The following is a 19,508-nucleotide window of genomic DNA, read 5'->3' on the forward strand; positions in this document are numbered from 1 at the left end:
GCGGCGGGGCTCCGTGCAAATCCCGGGTGCTCTACTAGAGTGACGGATCCCGCACCCCTTAAAGGATTAAGCCCATGGCAACCGCCGATAGCAAGACGACAAGTACCCATACCGTGAGAACCGGGCCTGGTACTGTCCAGGTCGATCTCACCGGCCAGTTCGACACGAACCAGAGCATCATGATCCAGCCAGACGGCAAGATACTGGTCGGCGGCTATACCCAGTACCTCGCCTGGGGGTACCCCGGGGCGCCGGGGGAAGAAAGCTACGGTTACGAACAAAACCACAGCGTCATTCGCCTGAACGCCGATGGCAGCCTGGACACGAGTTTCCATGACGGCGGCATCGACATCGTCCCTGCCGCGACGGCGCCGGAATCTCACTACGAGCTGACGGCGGTGCAGCCCGATGGCAAGGTGCTCGTCGCCGTGGCACTGAACACCGGCGTGCAGGTCGAGCGCTTCAACAGCGACGGGACCCGGGACGCAACTTTCGGTCAAAACGGTGCCATTTCGTTGGGCATTGGCCATGCGTTCAAGGACATCGACCTGACGGCCAACGCCGATGGCACCTTCCAGGTCAGCGCCCGTGGATTCGACCAGGCCAGCGTGACCCGGATCGGCGCTGACGGCACGCTCGTCGATGGCTTCGGCGATAACGGTGTGCTGAGCGTCAACATTCCTACAGACAAGTACTACAACGGAGGGATTTCCACCGCGGTTCAGGCCGACGGCGGTGTCGTGGTCGGGGCGGCGTACAACGTGGCCGGCGCGGGCGATCCGACCTTCCTGCTGCAGCGCTTCACCCCCGACGGTCAGTTGGATACCCATTTCGGCGACAACGGCGCCCTTTACCTGACCCCGGCAATGGGCTTCGGCGAAGACTCGGTGGTCACCCTCCAAGCCGACGGCAAGATCATCGTCATGGGCCACGTCGAGGGCAACGCTTGGGCGACGGTCGCTCGGCTCAACGCCGACGGCTCCTTCGACAACGGCTTTGGCACCCACGGCACGGTGACTTTCGAGACCGACACACCCGTGGCCTTGACGGTGCAAGCCGACGGCAAGATCGTGGCGGCCGGCACGAGCAATGGGGATTTCAGTGTCATCCGCCTGAACGCCGACGGCAGCCTGGATACCGGTTTCGGTAGCCACGACGGCAAGCTCCATGTCGACGGTTACGTCGGCGAGGAGATCCTGCAGGGCACCGCTGCCGCCGAGGTCATCCAGGGCCTGGCAGGCGATGACGTGCTCCAGGGCAATGGCGGGCGGGACGTCTTGCACGGTGGCGCCGGCGCCGACATCTTCCGCTTCACCGAGCTGGGCGACAGCTTCCGTACCGACACGCAAAACGGCAGCGACCGGATCCAGGACTTCGATGCCGCCCAGGACCGCATCGACTTGACCGCCCTGGGCTTCACCGGCATTGGCAATGGTCACGACGGCACCTTGGCGGTCCTGGCCAGCGCGGACGGCACCCGTACCTACCTCAAGAACTATGACGCCGATGCCTCAGGGCAACGGTTTGAACTGACCCTGGATGGTAATTGGACAGGGCAGTTGAACAACACCAACCTGGTGTTCACTGCGCCCACCGTCGACGGTACGGCTGGCAAGGATACGATTATCGGTTCGGCCTTGTCGGAAATCATCCGTGGCCTGGACGGCAATGACCGGATCAACGGCGGCGCCGGCGCGGATGTGATCATCGGCGGCAAGGGCGCCGATCGCCTCGATGGCGGTGACAGGGGGGACATTTCGTTGTGGACGGACCACCGGGAGAACGCCGACGTGTTCCGCTACACCACCGCCGAGGACAGCTATCGCACCGACAGCCAGAGCTTCGTCGACCTGATCGAGCGCTTCACGGTCGACGACCGGATCGATGTATCGAGCCTGGGCTATACCGGTTTGGGGGATGGGACGGGGACGACGCTGAAGGTGGCCTATAACCAGGCGTTGGACCGCACGTACTTGCAGGACGTGGAAGCGGATGCACAAGGCCACTGGTTCCAGATCGGGCTGGCCGGGGATTGGCGGGAGAGTCTCGACGAAGACAACATGATCTTCGCGACGAATGCCGACGTGGGACTGGTCGGGATGGCGCCAGAGACCGATCCAGGTCACTTGCTGACCTGATGCCGCCTGGGCGATGCGTGGCAGTGGGGCACACTGCCACGCAAACCGTCAGACGTTGAAGCGGAAGTGCATCACGTCGCCGTCCTTGACCACGTATTCCTTGCCTTCCAGACGCCATTTGCCGGCTTCCTTGGCACCGGCTTCGCCCTTGAACTGGATGAAGTCGTTGTAGGCGATGACTTCGGCGCGGATAAAGCCCTTTTCGAAGTCGGTGTGGATCACGCCGGCGGCTTGCGGCGCGGTGGCGCCGACGCGGACGGTCCAGGCGCGGACTTCCTCGACACCGGCGGTGAAGTAGGTCTGCAGGTGAAGCATCTCGTAGCCGGCGCGGATCACGCGGTTCAGGCCCGGCTCTTCCAGGCCGAGGGCCTCGAGGAACATGTCCTTCTCCTCGCCGTCATCCAGTTCGGCGATTTCCGCTTCGATCTTGTTGCAGACCGGAACGACCACGGCGCCTTCTTCTTCGGCGATGGCCTTGACCACGTCCAGGTGCGGGTTGTTGTCGAAACCGTCTTCAGCGACGTTGGCGATGTACATCACCGGCTTGGTGGTCAGCAGGTGGAAGCCCTTGATCACCAGTTTTTCTTCGGCGCTCATGTTCTTCATCAGGCTGCGTGCCGGCTTGCCTTCGGTGAAGTGGGCGATCAGTTGCTCCAGCAGGCCTTTCTGGGCCACGGCGTCCTTGTCGCCACCCTTGGCGTTGCGAGCGACCTTCTGCAATTGCTTCTCGCAGCTGTCGAGGTCGGCGAAGATCAGTTCCAGGTCGATGATCTCGATGTCGCGTTTCGGGTCGACGCTGTTGGAAACGTGAATCACGTTCTCGTCTTCGAAGCAGCGCACCACGTGGGCGATGGCGTCGGTCTCACGGATGTTGGCGAGGAACTTGTTGCCCAGGCCTTCGCCTTTCGACGCGCCGGCCACCAGGCCTGCGATGTCGACGAATTCCATGGTGGTCGGCAGGATGCGCTTGGGGTTGACGATCGCCGCCAGGGCGTCCAGGCGCGAATCGGGCATCGGCACAATGCCGCTGTTCGGCTCGATGGTGCAGAAGGGGAAGTTCTCGGCCGCGATACCGGATTTGGTCAGGGCGTTGAACAGGGTGGACTTGCCGACGTTAGGCAGGCCGACGATGCCGCAATTGAATCCCATGGTGTTTCCCCTCGGATAAGTGTCAGGCCTTCTGGCTGTGCAGGTTTTTCATCGCGCGGTTCCATTCACCGGCGAGGATATCCGGCAGCACGCCGAGGGCAAAGTCGATGCTGGCATCGAGTTTTTCCTGTTCGGCGCGAGGCGCACGACCCAGGACAAAGTTTGAAACCATGCTGGCGACGCCCGGGTGGCCGATGCCAAGCCGCAGGCGGTGAAAGGTATTCTGATTGCCCAGTTGCGCGATGATGTCGCGCAACCCGTTGTGACCGCCATGGCCGCCGCCCTGCTTGAGCTTGGCGACGCCCGGAGGCAGGTCGAGTTCGTCGTGGGCCACCAGGATCTCTTCCGGCTTGATGCGAAAGAAACCGGCCAATGCCGCCACGGCCTGGCCGCTGCGGTTCATGTAGGTGGTGGGGATCAACAGGCGAACATCCTGACCTTGGTGCGAGAAGCGCCCGGTCAGGCCGAAATACTTGCGATCGGCCGCCAGGCTGACGCCTTGTGCGTGCGCGATGCGCTCAACAAAAAGGGCCCCTGCGTTGTGCCGGGTCTGTTCGTATTCAGCGCCTGGATTTCCCAAGCCAACGATCAGTTTTATGGCAGTCACGATAGGGGCCCTTCCTGGAGTGTGGGTAACGTCGCGGCCAGCTCGTCGCGACAGTGGATGAACATTGCGGATCTACCGTTAAGTAAACTTCGCGTTCTCGCCCGCTGTCTCGCTACGTTCCAGTCCGCGATGTTTCCGGTCACTCCGGCGACAGAGTGAAATTACTCTGCAGCGCCTTCTTCAGTCGCTTCTGGAGCAACACGTGGAGCGTGGACGTTGGCAACAGCCTTGTCATCACCGTGTGCCAGGGCAACGAACTCAACGCCTTTAGGAGCCTTGAGGTCGGACAGGTGAACGATCGTGCCGATTTCGGCGTCAGCCAGGTCGACTTCGATGAATTCAGGCAGGTCTTTCGGCAGGCAGGACACTTCGATTTCCGAAGTCACGTGCGAGATTTCGCCGCCTTTCTTGACCGGGGCAGCTTCGTTGATGAAGTGCACTGGAACAACAGCGGTCAGCTTCTGGCCGGCAACGACGCGGACGAAGTCGGCGTGCAGCACGTGGCCTTTGGCTGGGTGGCGTTGCAGGGCCTTGATCACGACGTTCTGCTTGGAACCACCGACGTTCAGCTCGATGATGTGGCTGTAGGCCGCTTCGTTTTCGAGCAGTTTGGCAACGTCTTTGGCCAGCATGCTGATGGACTCAGGGGCTTTGTCGCCACCGTAGACTACAGCTGGAACCAGGCTTGCGAGACGACGCAGGCGGCGGCTCGCACCTTTCCCCAGGTCGGAACGCACTTCAGCATTCAGAGTAAAATCGTTCATGTTGTATCTCCAGGATAACCATGCTCGCCCCAGCGTTTGCGACCAGCGCTAAAGGCGATATGGGCAAAAAAGCCCCGCCCCGACAATGGATGCCGGGGCGGGGCGCTTTTCGTCAACGAGGTGTCATCGCCAGGGCAGGGCCCTTAGCGGAACATCGCGCTGATCGATTCTTCATTGCTGATGCGGCGAACCGCTTCGGCAACAACCGGTGCGATATCCAGTTGACGGATACGCGCACAGGCTTGTGCAGCTGCGGACAACGGGATGGTGTTGGTCACCACCAGTTCGTCCAGCACGGAATTTTCAATGTTCTCGATCGCCCGGCCCGACAGCACTGGGTGCGTGCAGTAGGCAAAGACCTTGGCTGCGCCGTGCTCTTTCAGGGCCTTGGCCGCGTGGCACAGGGTGCCGGCGGTATCGACCATGTCGTCGACCAGGATACAGGTACGCCCTTCGACGTCGCCGATGATGTGCATCACTTCGGAGTGATTGGCTTTCTCACGACGCTTGTCGATGATGCCCAGGTCCACGCCCAGGGACTTGGCCACCGCGCGTGCACGCACGACGCCGCCAATGTCCGGGGAGACGATCATCAGGTTTTCGAAGCGCTGGTCTTCAATGTCATCCACCAGGACGGGGGAGCCGTAGATGTTGTCCACGGGAATATCGAAGAAGCCCTGGATCTGGTCAGCGTGCAGGTCAACCGTGAGGACACGGTCGATGCCAACGACGGTGAGCATATCAGCCACGACTTTCGCGCTGATCGCCACGCGTGCGGAACGCGGACGGCGATCCTGGCGGGCATAACCAAAGTAGGGAATAACAGCAGTGATACGAGTAGCCGAGGAACGGCGGAAGGCATCAGCCATCACGACGAGTTCCATCAGGTTATCGTTGGTCGGAGCGCAAGTCGGCTGAATAATGAAGACGTCTTTACCGCGAACGTTTTCATTGATCTCGGCAGTGATTTCGCCGTCGGAGAACTTACCGACAGAAATGTCACCGAGAGGGATATGCAGCTGACGTACGACACGCCGAGCCAGATCGGGGTTAGCGTTCCCCGTAAAGACCATCATCTTGGACACGCGCAGTACCTGAAGGCTGAGGGTATACCTGGATGAGTATAGGAAAATGGCAGGGGCGGCTGGATTCGAACCAACGCATGGCAGGATCAAAACCTGCTGCCTTACCGCTTGGCGACGCCCCTGTATCTGTTGCTGCGAGTGCCCAGCACTCGATTCCTTTTAGAGCAGACTTTGCAGCTTGCGATGCAACATCGAAACGTTGCTTCCTTTTGCTACAAACCCTGTAAGGGTCTCTGTAAGAAGGGCCGAGACTTTATCAGCTTCAGCTTTGCTTGGGAAGCCCCCAAACACACAACTTCCAGTTCCGGTGAGTTTTGCTTCGGTAAATTTACCTAACAAATTCAAAGCGTTACGAACATCTGGATAACGCCTTGCTACCACCGGTAAGCAGTCATTTCGACTGTTTCCCTTGGGAACGGGGCGCACTTTAATGGGAGGAGAGTTACGTGTCAACAGTGGATCTGAAAAAATTTCTGCTGTACTTACAGAGACTTGCGGCACCAGTACCAAGTACCAGGGTTCTTCGGGTTCCACCGGCGTGAGTTTTTCCCCGACGCCTTCGGCAAAAGCGGCGTGCCCACGCACGAAAACCGGGACATCGGCCCCCAGGGCCAGGCCCAGCGTCGCCAGTCGATCCGCGTCCCAGCCCAGTTGCCAGAGGTGGTTGAGCCCCAGCAGGGTCGTCGCCGCATTCGAGCTGCCGCCGCCGATCCCGCCGCCCATGGGCAGGATTTTTTCGATCCAGAGGTCGATGCCCAGTGGGCAACCGGATTGTTCCTGGAGTTTTTTCGCGGCCTTGACGATCAGGTTGCTGTCGTGGGGGACGCCCTCGAACTCGGTGTGCAGGCGAATCACGCCATCGTCGCGCACGGCGAAGGTGATCTCATCGCCGTAGTCGAGAAACTGGAAGATCGTCTGCAGCTCGTGGTAACCGTCCGGGCGGCGCCCGAGGATGTGCAGCATCAGGTTGAGCTTGGCCGGCGAGGGCAGGGTCAGGCGTGGCGCGCTCATGTCATTGCCCCAGCTTGCGCGGCTGCCACTGCTTGATCACCAGGGTGACGTCAAGGTTGCTGCCGTGCAGCTTGATGCGCTCGGGCAGCCAGTAACCGTTCTGCTGGGCGTAGCTGAGGTATTCGATCTGCCAGTCGTCCTGCTCCAGGTTCGACAGGCGGCTGTCGGCATCGAGGGTCAGGCGGCTCTTGCTGTCTGGCGCCGGCAACCCACGCACCCACCAGGTCAGGTGGGAGACGGGCAACTTCCAGCCCAGTTGTTCTTCCAGCAAGGCCTCGGGGGTAGGGGCTTCGTAGCGTCCCTGGTTGGCCACTTCCAGCGCCACCTGGCCCGGCCGGCCGGTGAGGCGGGCCGCACCGCGACCCAGTGGGCCCGAGAGGCGAATGTCGTAGTAGTCCTGGCGTTGCAGCCAGAACAGCGTGCCGCTGCCCGAATCCTTCGGCGCGCGGATGCCGATCTTGCCGTCGATCTGCCAGCCGTCGAGGCCACTCAGTTGGGACTTGTGCTCGCGCCACTGGGCCGGGTCGCCATGGCCCTGGACGGATTCACGGGCGCCGAAGCCCGCGCAACCGGCGAGCAGGGCGATGAAGCTGAAAACGATGAAGTGGCGCAAGAACATGGTCTTAAAGGGTCTCTGATCCGGTCAGGCGTTTGATGGTGCCGCGCAAGATCGGGCTGTCGGGCTGCTCCTTGAGGAAGCGGCTCCAGATCTGCCGGGCTTCGCGTTGTTTGCCGTTGGCCCACAGGACTTCGCCCAGGTGCGCGGCGACTTCCTGGTCGGGGAAACGCTCCAGGGCCTGGCGCAACAGGCGCTCGGCCTCGTCGAGATTGCCCAGGCGGAAGTTCACCCAGCCCAGGCTGTCGAGCACGGCCGGGTCTTCCGGGTTGATCTGGTGGGCCTGTTCGATCAGCACCTTGGCTTCGTCATAGCGGGTGGTGCGATCCGACAAGGTATAGCCGAGGGCGTTGAGGGCCATGGCGTTGTCCGGGTCACGCTGGATGATCAGGCGCAGGTCCTTTTCCATCTGGCCCAGGTCATTGCGCTTTTCCGCCTGCATGGCGCGGGTGTACAGCAGGTTAAGGTCGTCCGGGTATTGCTTCAAGGCTTGTTGCAACACATTCCAGGCCTTGTCGCCCTGATTGTTGGCCGACAGGGTCTCGGCTTCGATCAGGTACAGCTGGATGCCGTAGTCCGGTTGGGCGTCGCGCTGCACGGCGAGGCGGCTCTGGGCCTCGGCGGTCTTGCCGTTGCCCATCAGGATATCGGCCTGGCGCAGCTGCGCCGGCAGGTAGTCGTTGCCCGGGCCGACCTGGGCGTATTCGATCAACGCGCTCTCGGGATCATTGCGTTCCTCGGCGATGCGCCCCAGGTTCAAGTGGGCCGAATCGACGTGGCTGTCCCGGGCGATCAGGTCTTCCAGGTAGCCCCGGGCCTCGTCCCAGGCCTTGGCCTCCAGGCACACCAGCGCCAGGGAGTAACGCAGGTCGTCGTCTTCCGGGTATTGCTGGACCAGGCTGGAGAACTCCACCTTGGCGTCGTCCATGCGGTTGTTTTCCACCAGCATGCGGGCGTAGGTGAGGCGCAGGCGTTTGTCGTCGGGGTACTTCTTGATGCTTTTTTCCAGCAGCGGCAGGGCTTCGTCACCGCGATTCAAGCCTTGCAGCAAGCGTGCGCGCAGCAGGATCGGCGCCACCTCGCCGGCTTCCGGCGGGTTGTCTTCCAGCAGGGCGAGGGCGCCCTGGATGTCGCCATCCTGTTGCATCAACAGGGCCTTGCCGAAAATCAGCTGGCCGTTGTTAGGATGACGCTGCAACAGGCGATCGAAGCTTTTCATCAGGCCGTTGCGGGTTTCCTGGTCGGTGTCGGCCGCGGACAGTGCCAGGAAGTCGAAGTGGGTATCGCCCTTGCCCAGCAGGACTTTCTCCATGTACATCATGGAATCGTCGTAGCGTCCGGCCCGCGCCAGTTGCACGGCGGCGGCGCGCTGCGCCTCGAGGTCGTCCGGGGCATTCTTCGCCCAGATCAGCGCGGTATCCAGCGCAGGCTGGTCGGCACCGAGGTACTCGGCGATGCGAAACGCCCGCTCGGAAATGCCCGGGTCCTGGGTATTGATGGCCTGGGTCACGTAGTTGTCCAGCGCAATGTCGAAGCGATTGCGCTGGCCTGCCAGTTCGGCGCTCAACAGGCTGAAGATGGTTTCTTCGCTGAACGAACCGTAGACCTTGGGCTTTTCAGGGGCCTGCGTGCTGTCTTCGACCGGTGGCGAACCGTCTGTCGAAACGGGGGCCATGGATTGGCAGCCGCTGAGCAAGGCAAGAGCGAGGAACAACGCGGAAGATCTATTCATATAGGAAGAGGACGACTAACCTGCGGTCGGATCATCATGACACAAGCCTTCGGTCAAACATAACCGCCCCGTCGATTTACGCACGCGTGCCAGGCGATAGAGATCGAGTGGTTGTTCTGAATCTGGCGAAGTAGGACAATTGCCGGCTTCACGTCACCATCAGCGACCTTGAATGGCCTTCCTTGCACTTGGTATTAACCACAAGACTGCTTCAGTAGACGTCCGCGAGCGCGTGGCCTTTACGCCTGAGCAGCTGGTTGAGGCCCTGCAGCAGCTCTGCCGGCTGACCGACAGCCGCGAAGCCGCGATCCTCTCCACCTGCAACCGCAGCGAGCTTTATATAGAACAGGATCACGTTTCGGCCGATTCGGTGCTGCGCTGGCTGGCCGGTTTCCACGACCTGAGCCTCGAAGAGCTGCGCGCCAGTGCCTATGTGCACGAAGACGATGCGGCCGTTCGTCACATGATGCGCGTGGCCTCGGGCCTCGATTCGCTGGTGCTGGGTGAGCCGCAGATCCTCGGCCAGATGAAGTCGGCCTACGCCGTGGCCCGCGAGGCCGGTACCGTTGGCCCACTGCTGGGACGGCTGTTCCAGGCCACGTTCAACGCCGCCAAGCAGGTGCGCACCGACACCGCCATCGGCGAGAACCCGGTGTCGGTGGCGTTTGCCGCCGTCAGCCTGGCCAAGCAGATCTTCAGCGACCTGCAACGCAGCCAGGCGCTGTTGATCGGTGCCGGCGAGACCATCACCCTGGTCGCCCGCCATCTCCACGACCTGGGGGTCAAGCGCATCGTCGTCGCCAACCGGACCCTGGAGCGCGCCAGTACCCTGGCCGAACAGTTCGGTGCCCACGCGGTGCTGCTGTCGGACATTCCCGCCGAGCTGGTGCACAGCGACATCGTCATCAGTTCCACCGCCAGCCAATTGCCGATCCTGGGCAAGGGCGCGGTGGAAAGCGCCCTGAAACTGCGCAAGCACAAGCCGATCTTCATGGTCGACATCGCCGTTCCCCGGGACATCGAGCCGGAAGTCGGCGAACTGGACGACGTCTACCTCTATAGCGTCGACGACCTGCACGAAGTGGTCGCCGAAAACCTCAAGAGCCGGCAGGGCGCGGCCCAGGCGGCGGAAGAGATGATCACCGTCGGCGCCGAGGACTTCATGGTGCGCCTGCGCGAGCTGGCGGCGGTGGACGTGCTCAAGGCGTACCGCCAGCAGAGCGAACGCCTGCGCGACGAAGAACTGCAAAAGGCCCAGCGCCTGCTGGCCAACGGCGGCAGTGCCGAAGAAGTGCTGGTGCAGCTGGCGCGCGGGTTGACCAACAAATTGCTCCACGCCCCCAGTGTCCAGCTCAAGAAGTTGACCGCCGAGGGCCGGCTCGATGCGCTGGCCATGGCTCAGGAACTCTTTGCCCTCGGTGAGGGTTCACCGGATAGCTTTTCGGATAAGAAACCGCAATGAAAGCGTCACTGCTCAACAAGCTGGATATTCTCCAGGATCGTTTCGAAGAACTGACCGCCCTGCTCGGCGACGGCGAAGTCATTTCCGACCAGAACAAATTCCGCGCCTATTCCAAGGAGTACGCGGAGGTCGAGCCGATCGTCGTGGCCTACAAGCAGTTGCTCAAGGTGCAGGACGATCTCGAAAGCGCCCAGGCGCTGCTCAAGGACAGCGATCCGGACCTGCGGGAAATGGCCGTGGAGGAAGTCCGCGAGGCCAAGGAACAGCTGATCGAACTGGAAAGCCGCTTGCAGCGCATGCTGTTGCCCAAGGACCCGAACGACGGTCGCAACGTCTTCCTGGAGATCCGCGCCGGCACTGGCGGCGACGAAGCGGCGATCTTTTCCGGCGACCTGTTCCGCATGTATTCGCGGTACGCCGAGCGACGCGGCTGGCGGGTGGAGATCCTGTCGGAGAACGAAGGCGAACATGGCGGCTACAAGGAAGTCATCGCCCGGGTCGAGGGCGACAACGTCTACGGCAAGCTCAAGTTCGAATCCGGCGCCCACCGTGTGCAACGCGTGCCGGCCACCGAATCCCAGGGCCGCATCCACACGTCGGCTTGCACCGTGGCGGTGTTGCCCGAACCGGACGAGCAGGAAGCCATCGAGATCAACCCGGCGGATTTGCGGATCGACACCTACCGCTCTTCCGGCGCGGGCGGCCAGCACGTCAACAAGACCGACTCGGCGATCCGCATCACCCACTTGCCCTCGGGCATCGTGGTCGAGTGCCAGGAAGAACGCTCCCAGCACAAGAACCGCGCGCGGGCGATGGCCTGGTTGTCGGCCAAGCTCAACGACCAGCAGACCAGCGCCGCCGCCAATGCCATCGCCAGCGAACGTAAATTGCTGGTGGGCTCGGGGGATCGTTCCGAGCGGATCCGTACCTACAACTTCGCCCAGGGCCGGGTCACCGACCATCGCGTCAACCTGACCCTGTATTCCCTCGACGACATTCTTGCCGGCGGTGTCGATGCGGTCATCGAGCCCTTGCTGGCCGAATACCAGGCCGACCAGTTGGCGGCGATTGGCGATTAAGCACAGGTGAACCCATGACCATCATCGCCAGTTTGTTACGCGCCGCCGAGTTGCCGGATTCACCGACGCCGCGCCTGGATGCCGAATTGTTGCTGGCGGCTGCGCTGGGCAAGTCCCGCAGCTTCCTGCACACCTGGCCCGAGCGGATCGTGCCGAGCGAAGCGGCGCTGCTGTTCTCCGAATACCTGCGTCGTCGCCGCTGCGGCGAGCCGGTGGCCTACATCCTGGGGCAGCAGGGCTTCTGGAAGCTCGACCTGGAAGTCGCACCCCACACCTTGATCCCGCGTCCCGACACCGAACTGCTGGTGGAAACCGCGCTGGCCTTGCTGCCGGCCACGCCCGCGCGGGTCCTCGACCTCGGCACCGGCAGCGGCGCGATTGCCCTGGCGTTGGCCAGCGAGCGTCCGGCCTGGCGCGTGACGGCGGTGGACCGGGTACTGGAAGCCGTGGCCCTGGCCGAGCGCAATCGCCAGCGCCTGGCCCTGGGCAACGTCACGGTGCTGAGCAGCCACTGGTTCAGTGCGCTGGAAGGCGAGCGATTCGAATTGATCATCAGCAACCCACCCTACATCGCCGCCGCCGATCCGCACCTGGCCGAGGGCGATGTGCGCTTCGAACCGGCCAGTGCGCTGGTGGCCGGCCAGGACGGGCTGGATGACCTGCGCGAGATCATTGCCCGGGCACCGGCCCATCTCGAGCCGGGGGGCTGGCTGATGCTCGAGCACGGCTACGATCAGGCCGAGGCCGTGCGCGACCTGTTGCAGACCCAAGGCCTGCACGAGGTCCATAGCCGCAAGGACCTGGGCGGCCACGAACGCATCAGCCTGGGGTGCCTGCCGTGCTGAACGATCAGGAATTGTTGCGCTACAGCCGGCAGATCCTGCTGCAACATGTCGATATCGACGGCCAGTTGCGCCTCAAGCAAAGCCGCGTGTTGATCGTCGGCCTTGGCGGTCTCGGCGCCCCGGTGGCGCTGTACCTGGCGGCCGCCGGCGTGGGTGAAATGCACCTGGCGGATTTCGACACGGTCGACCTGACCAACCTGCAACGCCAGGTCATCCACGACACCGACAGCGTCGGCCTGGGCAAGGTCGAATCGGCGATGCGGCGCCTGGCGGCGATCAATCCCGGGGTCCGGCTGGTGCCTCACCGGGCCGCCATGGACGCTGACAGCCTGGCCGCCGCCGTCGCCGGCGTGGACCTGGTGCTGGACTGCTCCGACAATTTTTCCACCCGCGAAGCGGTGAATGCCGCGTGTGTCGCGGCAGGCAAGCCCCTGGTGAGTGGCGCGGCGATTCGCCTGGAAGGGCAGTTGTCGGTCTTCGATCCACGGCGCGCCGAAAGCCCGTGCTACCACTGCCTCTACGGCCATGGCAGCGAAGCCGAACTGACGTGCAGCGAAGCCGGCGTGCTGGGGCCGCTGGTAGGGCTGGTCGGCAGCCTGCAAGCCCTTGAAGCCTTGAAGCTACTGGTGGGATTTGGCGAGCCGCTGGTCGGGCGCCTGCTGCTGATCGATGCCCTGGGCTCGCGGTTCCGTGAGCTGCGGGTCAAGCGCGACCCGCGTTGCGGCGTCTGCGGTGACCGTCATGCGTGAAGCGCCGGTCGGCGTGCTGGACTCGGGCGTCGGCGGGCTCTCGGTGCTGGGGGAAATCCGTCGGTTGTTGCCCGATGAATCGCTGCTGTACGTCGGTGACTGCGGGCATATTCCCTATGGCGAGAAGAGCCCGGACTACATCCGGCAGCGCTGCGCGATCATTGCCGACTTTCTCCTGGGCCAAGGTGCGAAGGCATTGGTGGTGGCGTGTAACACCGCCACGGTGGCCGCGGTGGCCGACCTGCGGCGCGATTTTCCGCAGTGGCCCATCGTCGGCATGGAACCTGCGGTCAAGCCGGCAGCGGCCGCCACCCGTAGCGGCATCGTGGGCGTGCTGGCCACCACCGGCACCTTGCAGAGCGCCAAGTTCGCCGCGCTGCTCGACCGCTTTGCCGCCGATGTGCGGGTCATCACCCAGCCCTGCCCGGGGCTGGTGGAAATGATCGAGGCCGGGGACCTGCACAGCCCGGCCTTGCGTCAACTGCTGCAACACTACGTCGAGCCGTTGCTTGCCGCCGGCTGCGACACGCTGATCCTGGGTTGCACCCACTATCCCTTCCTCAAGCCACTGCTCCAGGACATGATCGCGCCGCACATCAGCCTGATCGACACCGGTGCCGCCGTGGCCCGCCAACTCCAGCGCCTGCTGGCAGAACGGGAGCTGCTGGCCGAGGGGCCGGCCAGCGAAACTCAGTTCTGGACGAGTGCAGATCCGACACATTTAGGAAAAATCCTACCGGTGCTATGGCAATCGTCTGGCATTGTGCGAAGCTTCGGTCTGTAAAAAAATGTGAAAATTGTGTAAAAAGCGCTGAACTTCTGTTTCAGCGCGGATTTCTATAGCTTTGTCTGTTTGTAACAAAAAACTAACTAAGTCTGTTCGGAAAAGGATGTTTCTAATGAAGCGCTTATTCTGCTTTGCCGCACTTGCGGCAGCACTACTGGGGCACACCTACACCGCACAGGCGGCTGGTGTGGAATTTGGGGTTGGCCAGACCAGCGATTCGACCATGACCTATCGCCTGGGCATGCAGTTCGACTGGGACAAGAGCTGGCTGCAAAGCGACGTCGGCCGCCTGACCGGCTACTGGAGCGGCGCCTACACCTACTGGGAAGGCGACGAGACCTCCAGCAACCACAGCCTGTCGTTCTCGCCGGTCTTCGTCTATGAATTCGCCGGCGAAAACGTGAAGCCCTACATCGAGGCGGGCGTGGGCGTGGCGTTGTTCGCCAACACCGAAGTGGAAACCAACAAGCTGGGCACGGCCTTCCAGTTCGAAGACCGCATCGGTTTGGGTGTGCGTTTCAACGGCGGCCATGAAGTGGGCATCCGCGCGACTCACTACTCCAACGCCGGTATCAAGTCGACCAACGACGGTGTGGAAAGCTTCGCGCTGCACTACACCATGCCGTTGTAACACCGCACCACCCCCGTGTGGGCGCGAGCCTGCTCGCGAAAGCGTAGTGTCAGTCACTTTCGAATGGCTGGACAGACCGCTTCGCGAGCAGGCTCGCTCCTGCAGATTCAAGCCCCATCCTTCGCAGATCAGGCCTTTCTACCTGTACGCCGTCGCGATTCCCTTGCGCTCTTCGATACATTCCGCAGCCCCCATCTCGAACTCCCGGCAGATCAGCGGGCGTTTCTCGTAGATCGTGCACATCATGCTGTCGCGGTCCAGGGCCGCGCACCAACCGTCGTCGAGCCGGCGCATGACTTCGCCACCCCAATCGTCGGTGTCGATGAAACGTTCCGGAACCCCGGTGTCGGTGATCAACATCACTTCCAACTGGCAACAGCACGCCGCACACGTCGAGCAGGTGACGACGGGCGTGGCGATGGCATGGACGGGGATGGTTTTCATGGCGCGCAGTGTAAGCCACCCGGGCGGTTCAGGGTTGACCCTTGATCGGCGCCCGGTTCGTCGAGTCCCCGGAGGCGGCTTGCGCCGGACGGGCGTCGGCGGCATTCGCCAGCGGCCAGAGTGCCGTCAGGCAAGAGACTGAGAAAGTCACTTCGGCGGGACGTTCTGCCAATTGGCCAAGAAGGTAGGTCGCCGCCTCGCCTGCCGACCAATGGGCCGGCTTCGGGAAACAATCGTCGGCATTCAGTGATGCGCTGTCGACCCCCGGGGTGACCAGCGTCACGTCGATACGTTCGGCGGCCAACGCCTGGCGCGTCGTCTCGAACAGTTCGCGCAACGAGCTGCTGCCGGAGGCCTGCAAGGACGTCAGGTAGGTCACGGGGCTGGTGATGCCCGCCAGGTGCGGTTCGCGGCCAGCACTCAACAATGGCCGGGCCGTTTCGATGCAAAAGCTGGCGGCCAGCAGGTTGCTGCGCACGATGTGCTCGATCATCGTTTGTTCCGACGGTTGCCCGTGGACATACTCGGCCGTCCCGAGGTTGAGAATCACCCGATCCAGGGCGCCCCATTGCCGGGCGATCGTTTCACCGATCTCGCGTACGGTCTGGCTGTCACTGAGGTTGCCGGGCACGGCGAGCACCTGTCCCGGATAACGCGCCGACAAGGTTTCGCAGGCGTGTGCCGAACACGCGCTCACCGCCAGGTGGGCGCCGGTTTCGAGTATCGCTTCGGCCAATGCGGCGCCAATGCCATTGCCGGCACCGGTCAACCAATACCGAGGGGGCGAACTACGACCCATTCCATACTCCTTCTTCGAAAGGCTGCGTGCCGGGTGGATAGGAGGCTCTCGTGTGAAGTCCGTGGGATTTGTAAGACTATAAGCCCGGCCCCCAAAAAAACACCGCGCGCGCGCACTTATTTATGTTCGTTGATCGCACAACCCCTCAAGGGCGGCGTCCTGGCGTTTTGGCAAGCGCCTGAACGCTGCCAGGGCGCGCGCCCGGGACTGGCCCAGATCGACAATCGGCGCGGGATAGTCCGCTGCACCGAACAGATCGCCCCCGGCGTGGCGATTTGGGTTATGGACCTGTTGTCGATCGAGATCGTTCAGTTGCGGTAGCCAGTGCTTGATGAACAGGCCTTCTGGGTCGAATTTTTCTGACTGGCTCAATGGGTTGAAGATGCGGAACCAGGGGGATGCATCCGTACCCGTGGAAGCGCTCCACTGCCAGCCGCCGTTGTTGGCCGCCAGGTCGCCGTCGATCAGGTGCTGCATGAAGAAGCGCTCGCCTTCGCGCCAGTCGATCAGCAGGTTCTTGGTCAGGAACATGGCAACGACCATGCGCAGGCGGTTGTGCATCCAACCGGTTTCCAGCAGCTGGCGCATGGCCGCGTCGATGATCGGCAGGCCGGTGCGGGCTTGCTTCCAGGCGGCCAGTTCTTCCGGGGCGTTGCGCCAGGCCAGGGCTTCGGTTTCCGGGCGGAACGCGCGATGGCGGGAGACCCGCGGGTAGCCCACCAGGATGTGTTTGTAGAACTCGCGCCAGAGCAGTTCGTTGATCCAGGTGACCGCGCCGGCGCTTCCGCTCTCGAACTCGCCCTGGTTGGCTTGCAGCGCGGCGTGCAGGCACTGGCGCGGGGAAACCACGCCGGCCACGAGATAAGCCGACAGCTGGCTGGTGCCGGGCTTGGCCGGGAAATCCCGTTCGCTCTGGTAGTAGTCGATCTGCTGGTCGAGGAAGGTATCGAGGCGCCGTCGGGCTTCGGTCTCACCGGCGGGCCAGAGCGCCCTCAGTGCTTCGCCGGGAGGCGCGAAGCCTTCCACCTGCGTCGGCACCGGGTCGCTGGTCATCCCGGAGGGCGGCTGGCGGGCCGGTGTCGGCGCCAGGCCTGGCAGCGAGTGGTGCAAGCGGCTGTAGCAGACCTTGCGGAACTGGCTGAACACCTGGAAGTAATTGCCGGTCTTGGTCAGTACGCTGCCGGGCTTGAACAGCACCTGGTCGAGGTGGCTGTGCAGTTCGATGCCTTGTCCGGCCAGGGCCCGGGCCACCTCGGCATCGCGCCGGGCTTCGTTCAGGCCATATTCCTCGTTGACGTGCACGGCGCCGATCTTCAATTCCCGGCACAGCGTCAGCAGCACCTGCGGTGCCTGGTCCCAGCGGTCGGCGGTGCGGATCAGCAGCGGGATGTTGAGGCTGTCCAGGCCTTTGCTCAACGCGGCGAGGTTGCGCAGCCAGAAATCGATCTTGCACGGGGCATCGTCATGGGCGCGCCATTGTCCTGGGCTCATCAGGTACACCGCCACGCAGGGGCCCCGGGCCGCTGCGGCCGCCAGGGCGGTGTTGTCGTGAAGGCGCAGGTCGCTGCGCAGCCAGATCAATTGCATGCTGTTTTCCATTCAAAGAAGTGCTCGGTGGCTCAGTTCGTGGTAGGTCGAGAGCGGGTCTTCGGCCCACGCCACGTCAATCGTCGACACGCCTGTGGATAATCGCGCTTGATGGATCGACGCGGCCGGGCCGGCGATGATGATCGGGCAGGCGATGCCGACCAGCAGCCGGGGCAACTGGGACAGGTTGATGGCGTTGCTGGCGTACAGCAGCACGCCGCGAGCCCCGAGGCGCTCCACCGCCAGGGCCAGTTCGCCGGCCGGGATCGGCCCGTCGAACACTTCCACCGGACAATCGGCGCTGCTGACGAGCCAGGCGGTGAGCCACAGGTGCGGTTCCAGGGCCAGGTCCGAATGGTTGACCATCAGCAGCGGCGCGCCGCGCAACTGGCGATTGTTGTGGTAGATCCGGCTGCCGAATTTGCTGCGCAACCACGAATACAGGAAGACCCTCTCCAACTGCGCCCCGAACTGGCCCTGCCAGCGCAATTGCAATTCGGCCAGCAACGGCAACAGCAACTGCTCGCAGACGGTCCGGGGCGGGTAGAGGGCCATGGCCTGGTTGACCAGGTCGTCGATCTGCCGCTCGGCCAATTGCGTCACCGCCTGCACCAGCGCATGACGCTGGCGTTGCCAGTCGTTTTCCACCGGTTCGGCGGCCGGTTGCGGTGTGTCGAGCAAGGGCTTGATCTTGCTCACAGCCACCCCGCGATTGATCCAGGTGAGGATGCCCTGGATCCGCTGCACATGCTCGGCATTGAACAGCCGGTGGCCCTTGGGTGTGCGGTGCGGCACGATCAGGCCGTAGCGGCGCTCCCAGGCGCGCAGCGTGACGGCATTGACGCCGGTTTGCCGGGCCACTTCACGGATCGGCAGCCAGCCTTGCGCCAAGGCTTCGGCGAAATCCGCCCCGAGGTCTTCGCTGGCGCTGGAGTCGGCAGGTGGTTTCATCAGATGGCATTTCGCAGGCTGAGGTTTTCCGGGTGCGGTTGCAGGTAGACCTGCTGCGCCAGGTACGGGTCGGGATGCAGGCGCAAGTGATGCTTGAGCAGGGTCAATGGCACCACCAGCGGCACGATGCCGAGGCGATACTGGCCGATGAGGTGCTGCACTTCCTGCTTGTCCTCCGCGCCGATGGCCCGCTTGAGGTAACCGCTCAGATGTTGCAGCACGTTGGTGTGGGTGCGGCGGGTGGCGCATTTTTTCAGGGCGGTCATCAACGCGCTGAAGTAGCGTCGGCCGAGTTCGTCGGGGTCTTCCTTGCCCATGTTGCCCAGCCAATTGCCCAGGGCCTTGTATTGCGCCGGGTTGTGGGCCATTAGCAGGTATTTGTGGCGTGAGTGGAAGTCGATCAGGTCGCGACGGGTCAGGCCCCGGCGACGCAAGGGTTGCCAGGCGGCGTAGGCGAACACCCGGGTGATGAAGTTTTCCCGCAGTACCGGATCGTTGAGGCGACCGTCTTCTTCCACCGGCAGGTCAGGGTGGCGGGCGCAGAAGGCCTGGGCGTAGACGCCGCGTCCGCCGCCGTCCTGTGGCACGCCGTTGTGGTCGTAGACCTTGACCCGTTCCAGGCCGCAGGACGGTGACTTCTGCATGAAGATGTAGCCGCAGATATCGTCCAGTTCCGCGGCCATTTGCCGTCCGTAATCGGCCAGGGGCTGGGTGACGTCGAGGTCGCGATTCACCGTGCCCACCGCCACAGGTTGCGCAGGGTCGCCCGCCAGGCGGATGGGCTCGCGGGGGATGCCCAGGCCGATGGCGACTTCAGAGCAGACCGGTACGAAATCGAAGTACTCCACCAGGGTACGGCTGCACAAGGGAGATTGCTTGTGCCCGCCGTTGTAGCGCACTTCGGCGCCCATCAGGCAGGCGCTGACGGCGATCTTGGGTTTGGCGGTGGCGTCGTTGGGCATGGGCACCTCGGTTGACATAATCTTGTACAGGTCATGAAATTTGTACAATATGTTTCATCATAGAGGTGAAGTTGTACAAGTCAAACGGGATTTTTCGAGGAGGGCGTCAA

At 63.0% G+C, this 19,508-nt stretch carries 19 protein-coding genes and 1 tRNA gene; 7 read left to right on the forward strand and 13 right to left on the reverse strand.

Features of this window, described 5'->3' with window-relative positions; all coding sequences use genetic code 11:
• The first annotated feature begins 74 nt into the window (after nt 1-74).
• Complete coding sequence (locus tag Q6A48_RS10755) at nt 75-2,138, forward strand: calcium-binding protein (protein WP_304554085.1); 2,064 nt, start codon at nt 75-77, stop codon at nt 2,136-2,138.
• A 48-nt stretch (nt 2,139-2,186) separates the two neighbouring features.
• Here Q6A48_RS10755 and ychF read toward each other — a convergent pair whose 3' ends face one another.
• The 8 genes from ychF to Q6A48_RS10795 all read right to left on the reverse strand — a co-directional run bounded on the left by ychF (nt 2,187) and on the right by Q6A48_RS10795 (nt 9,102).
• Complete coding sequence (gene ychF, locus Q6A48_RS10760) at nt 2,187-3,287, reverse strand: redox-regulated ATPase YchF (RefSeq protein ID WP_304554086.1); 1,101 nt, start codon at nt 3,285-3,287, stop codon at nt 2,187-2,189.
• A 22-nt stretch (nt 3,288-3,309) separates the two neighbouring features.
• A complete protein-coding gene (gene pth / locus Q6A48_RS10765) occupies nt 3,310-3,894 on the reverse strand; it encodes an aminoacyl-tRNA hydrolase (protein WP_003185374.1) in 585 nt (194 codons plus the stop codon).
• A gap of 161 nt (nt 3,895-4,055) precedes the next feature.
• Complete coding sequence (locus tag Q6A48_RS10770) at nt 4,056-4,658, reverse strand: 50S ribosomal protein L25/general stress protein Ctc (protein WP_304554087.1); 603 nt, start codon at nt 4,656-4,658, stop codon at nt 4,056-4,058.
• Nucleotides 4,659-4,801: 143 nt separating this feature from the next.
• On the reverse strand, nt 4,802-5,743 hold the full coding sequence (locus Q6A48_RS10775) for a ribose-phosphate pyrophosphokinase (RefSeq protein WP_003171603.1): 942 nt from the start codon (nt 5,741-5,743) through the stop codon (nt 4,802-4,804).
• Nucleotides 5,744-5,790: 47 nt separating this feature from the next.
• Nucleotides 5,791-5,865, reverse strand: a tRNA-Gln gene (locus Q6A48_RS10780).
• A 37-nt stretch (nt 5,866-5,902) separates the two neighbouring features.
• Complete coding sequence (ispE, locus tag Q6A48_RS10785) at nt 5,903-6,754, reverse strand: 4-(cytidine 5'-diphospho)-2-C-methyl-D-erythritol kinase (RefSeq protein WP_304554088.1); 852 nt, start codon at nt 6,752-6,754, stop codon at nt 5,903-5,905.
• 1 nt (nt 6,755) lies between these two features.
• Nucleotides 6,756-7,373: a lipoprotein insertase outer membrane protein LolB gene (lolB, locus tag Q6A48_RS10790; RefSeq protein WP_304554089.1), complete on the reverse strand. Its 618-nt coding sequence runs from the start codon at nt 7,371-7,373 to the stop codon at nt 6,756-6,758.
• Between the two features lie 4 nt (nt 7,374-7,377).
• Nucleotides 7,378-9,102, reverse strand: a complete 1,725-nt coding sequence (locus Q6A48_RS10795; RefSeq protein ID WP_304554090.1) for a tetratricopeptide repeat protein — start codon at nt 9,100-9,102, stop codon at nt 7,378-7,380.
• A 172-nt stretch (nt 9,103-9,274) separates the two neighbouring features.
• On the opposite strand from Q6A48_RS10795, the gene hemA reads away from it, so the two are divergent.
• The 6 genes from hemA (at nt 9,275) to Q6A48_RS10825 (ending at nt 14,655) form a co-directional block, all read left to right on the forward strand.
• Nucleotides 9,275-10,564: a glutamyl-tRNA reductase gene (hemA, locus tag Q6A48_RS10800; RefSeq protein WP_304554091.1), complete on the forward strand. Its 1,290-nt coding sequence runs from the start codon at nt 9,275-9,277 to the stop codon at nt 10,562-10,564.
• Nucleotides 10,561-11,643 carry a peptide chain release factor 1 gene (gene prfA / locus Q6A48_RS10805; RefSeq protein ID WP_304554092.1) on the forward strand — a complete coding sequence of 361 codons (1,083 nt, stop codon included), beginning with the start codon at nt 10,561-10,563 and terminating at the stop codon, nt 11,641-11,643. Before hemA ends, prfA begins: the two co-directional genes overlap by 4 nt.
• 14 nt (nt 11,644-11,657) lie before the next feature.
• Complete coding sequence (prmC, locus tag Q6A48_RS10810; protein ID WP_304554093.1) at nt 11,658-12,488, forward strand: peptide chain release factor N(5)-glutamine methyltransferase; 831 nt, start codon at nt 11,658-11,660, stop codon at nt 12,486-12,488.
• The gene (locus Q6A48_RS10815) at nt 12,482-13,237 is read left to right on the forward strand and encodes a molybdopterin-synthase adenylyltransferase MoeB (RefSeq protein ID WP_304554094.1); all 756 of its coding nucleotides are present in this window, start codon (nt 12,482-12,484) and stop codon (nt 13,235-13,237) included. The genes prmC and Q6A48_RS10815 overlap by 7 nt, the downstream gene beginning before the upstream one ends.
• Nucleotides 13,230-14,021 (forward strand): glutamate racemase, encoded by a 792-nt coding sequence (murI, locus tag Q6A48_RS10820; RefSeq protein ID WP_304554095.1) that lies wholly within the window; start codon nt 13,230-13,232, stop codon nt 14,019-14,021. Before Q6A48_RS10815 ends, murI begins: the two co-directional genes overlap by 8 nt.
• A 115-nt stretch (nt 14,022-14,136) precedes the next feature.
• Nucleotides 14,137-14,655, forward strand: a complete 519-nt coding sequence (locus Q6A48_RS10825) for an acyloxyacyl hydrolase (protein WP_304554096.1) — start codon at nt 14,137-14,139, stop codon at nt 14,653-14,655.
• Nucleotides 14,656-14,793: 138 nt separating this feature from the next.
• On the opposite strand, the gene Q6A48_RS10830 is transcribed toward Q6A48_RS10825, so the two are convergent.
• The 5 genes from Q6A48_RS10830 to Q6A48_RS10850 form a co-directional block, all read right to left on the reverse strand.
• Nucleotides 14,794-15,099 (reverse strand): YkgJ family cysteine cluster protein, encoded by a 306-nt coding sequence (locus tag Q6A48_RS10830; protein ID WP_304554097.1) that lies wholly within the window; start codon nt 15,097-15,099, stop codon nt 14,794-14,796.
• 28 nt (nt 15,100-15,127) lie between these two features.
• Nucleotides 15,128-15,898: an SDR family NAD(P)-dependent oxidoreductase gene (locus tag Q6A48_RS10835; protein ID WP_304554098.1), complete on the reverse strand. Its 771-nt coding sequence runs from the start codon at nt 15,896-15,898 to the stop codon at nt 15,128-15,130.
• 120 nt (nt 15,899-16,018) lie between these two features.
• Nucleotides 16,019-17,485, reverse strand: coding sequence for a deoxyribodipyrimidine photo-lyase (gene phrB, locus Q6A48_RS10840; protein WP_304554099.1), 1,467 nt, complete (start codon nt 17,483-17,485; stop codon nt 16,019-16,021).
• Between the two features lie 12 nt (nt 17,486-17,497).
• A complete protein-coding gene (locus Q6A48_RS10845; protein WP_304554100.1) occupies nt 17,498-18,436 on the reverse strand; it encodes a MerR family transcriptional regulator in 939 nt (312 codons plus the stop codon).
• Complete coding sequence (locus tag Q6A48_RS10850; protein ID WP_304554101.1) at nt 18,436-19,398, reverse strand: YbgA family protein; 963 nt, start codon at nt 19,396-19,398, stop codon at nt 18,436-18,438. The genes Q6A48_RS10845 and Q6A48_RS10850 overlap by 1 nt, the downstream gene beginning before the upstream one ends.
• Between the last annotated feature and the right edge of the window lie 110 nt (nt 19,399-19,508).

It is taken from the genome of Pseudomonas citrullilanati (genome assembly GCF_030580855.1).
Taxonomy (GTDB): domain Bacteria; phylum Pseudomonadota; class Gammaproteobacteria; order Pseudomonadales; family Pseudomonadaceae; genus Aquipseudomonas; species Aquipseudomonas citrulli.

Excerpts from the sequence above, each read along its gene's own strand:
- prmC (WP_304554093.1), top strand. The coding sequence starts at position 11,658 with ATGACCATCATCGCCAGTTTGTTACGCGCCGCCGAGTTGCCGGATTCA.
- ychF (WP_304554086.1), bottom strand. The coding sequence starts at position 3,287 with ATGGGATTCAATTGCGGCATCGTCGGCCTGCCTAACGTCGGCAAGTCC.
- Q6A48_RS10830 (WP_304554097.1), bottom strand. The coding sequence starts at position 15,099 with ATGAAAACCATCCCCGTCCATGCCATCGCCACGCCCGTCGTCACCTGC.
- Q6A48_RS10845 (WP_304554100.1), bottom strand. The coding sequence starts at position 18,436 with ATGAAACCACCTGCCGACTCCAGCGCCAGCGAAGACCTCGGGGCGGAT.
- phrB (WP_304554099.1), bottom strand. The coding sequence starts at position 17,485 with ATGCAATTGATCTGGCTGCGCAGCGACCTGCGCCTTCACGACAACACC.
- Q6A48_RS10795 (WP_304554090.1), bottom strand. The coding sequence starts at position 9,102 with ATGAATAGATCTTCCGCGTTGTTCCTCGCTCTTGCCTTGCTCAGCGGC.
- prfA (WP_304554092.1), top strand. The coding sequence starts at position 10,561 with ATGAAAGCGTCACTGCTCAACAAGCTGGATATTCTCCAGGATCGTTTC.
- lolB (WP_304554089.1), bottom strand. The coding sequence starts at position 7,373 with ATGTTCTTGCGCCACTTCATCGTTTTCAGCTTCATCGCCCTGCTCGCC.
- hemA (WP_304554091.1), top strand. The coding sequence starts at position 9,275 with ATGGCCTTCCTTGCACTTGGTATTAACCACAAGACTGCTTCAGTAGAC.
- ispE (WP_304554088.1), bottom strand. The coding sequence starts at position 6,754 with ATGAGCGCGCCACGCCTGACCCTGCCCTCGCCGGCCAAGCTCAACCTG.
- murI (WP_304554095.1), top strand. The coding sequence starts at position 13,230 with ATGCGTGAAGCGCCGGTCGGCGTGCTGGACTCGGGCGTCGGCGGGCTC.
- Q6A48_RS10835 (WP_304554098.1), bottom strand. The coding sequence starts at position 15,898 with ATGGGTCGTAGTTCGCCCCCTCGGTATTGGTTGACCGGTGCCGGCAAT.
- Q6A48_RS10755 (WP_304554085.1), top strand. The coding sequence starts at position 75 with ATGGCAACCGCCGATAGCAAGACGACAAGTACCCATACCGTGAGAACC.
- Q6A48_RS10825 (WP_304554096.1), top strand. The coding sequence starts at position 14,137 with ATGAAGCGCTTATTCTGCTTTGCCGCACTTGCGGCAGCACTACTGGGG.
- Q6A48_RS10850 (WP_304554101.1), bottom strand. The coding sequence starts at position 19,398 with ATGCCCAACGACGCCACCGCCAAACCCAAGATCGCCGTCAGCGCCTGC.
- Q6A48_RS10770 (WP_304554087.1), bottom strand. The coding sequence starts at position 4,658 with ATGAACGATTTTACTCTGAATGCTGAAGTGCGTTCCGACCTGGGGAAA.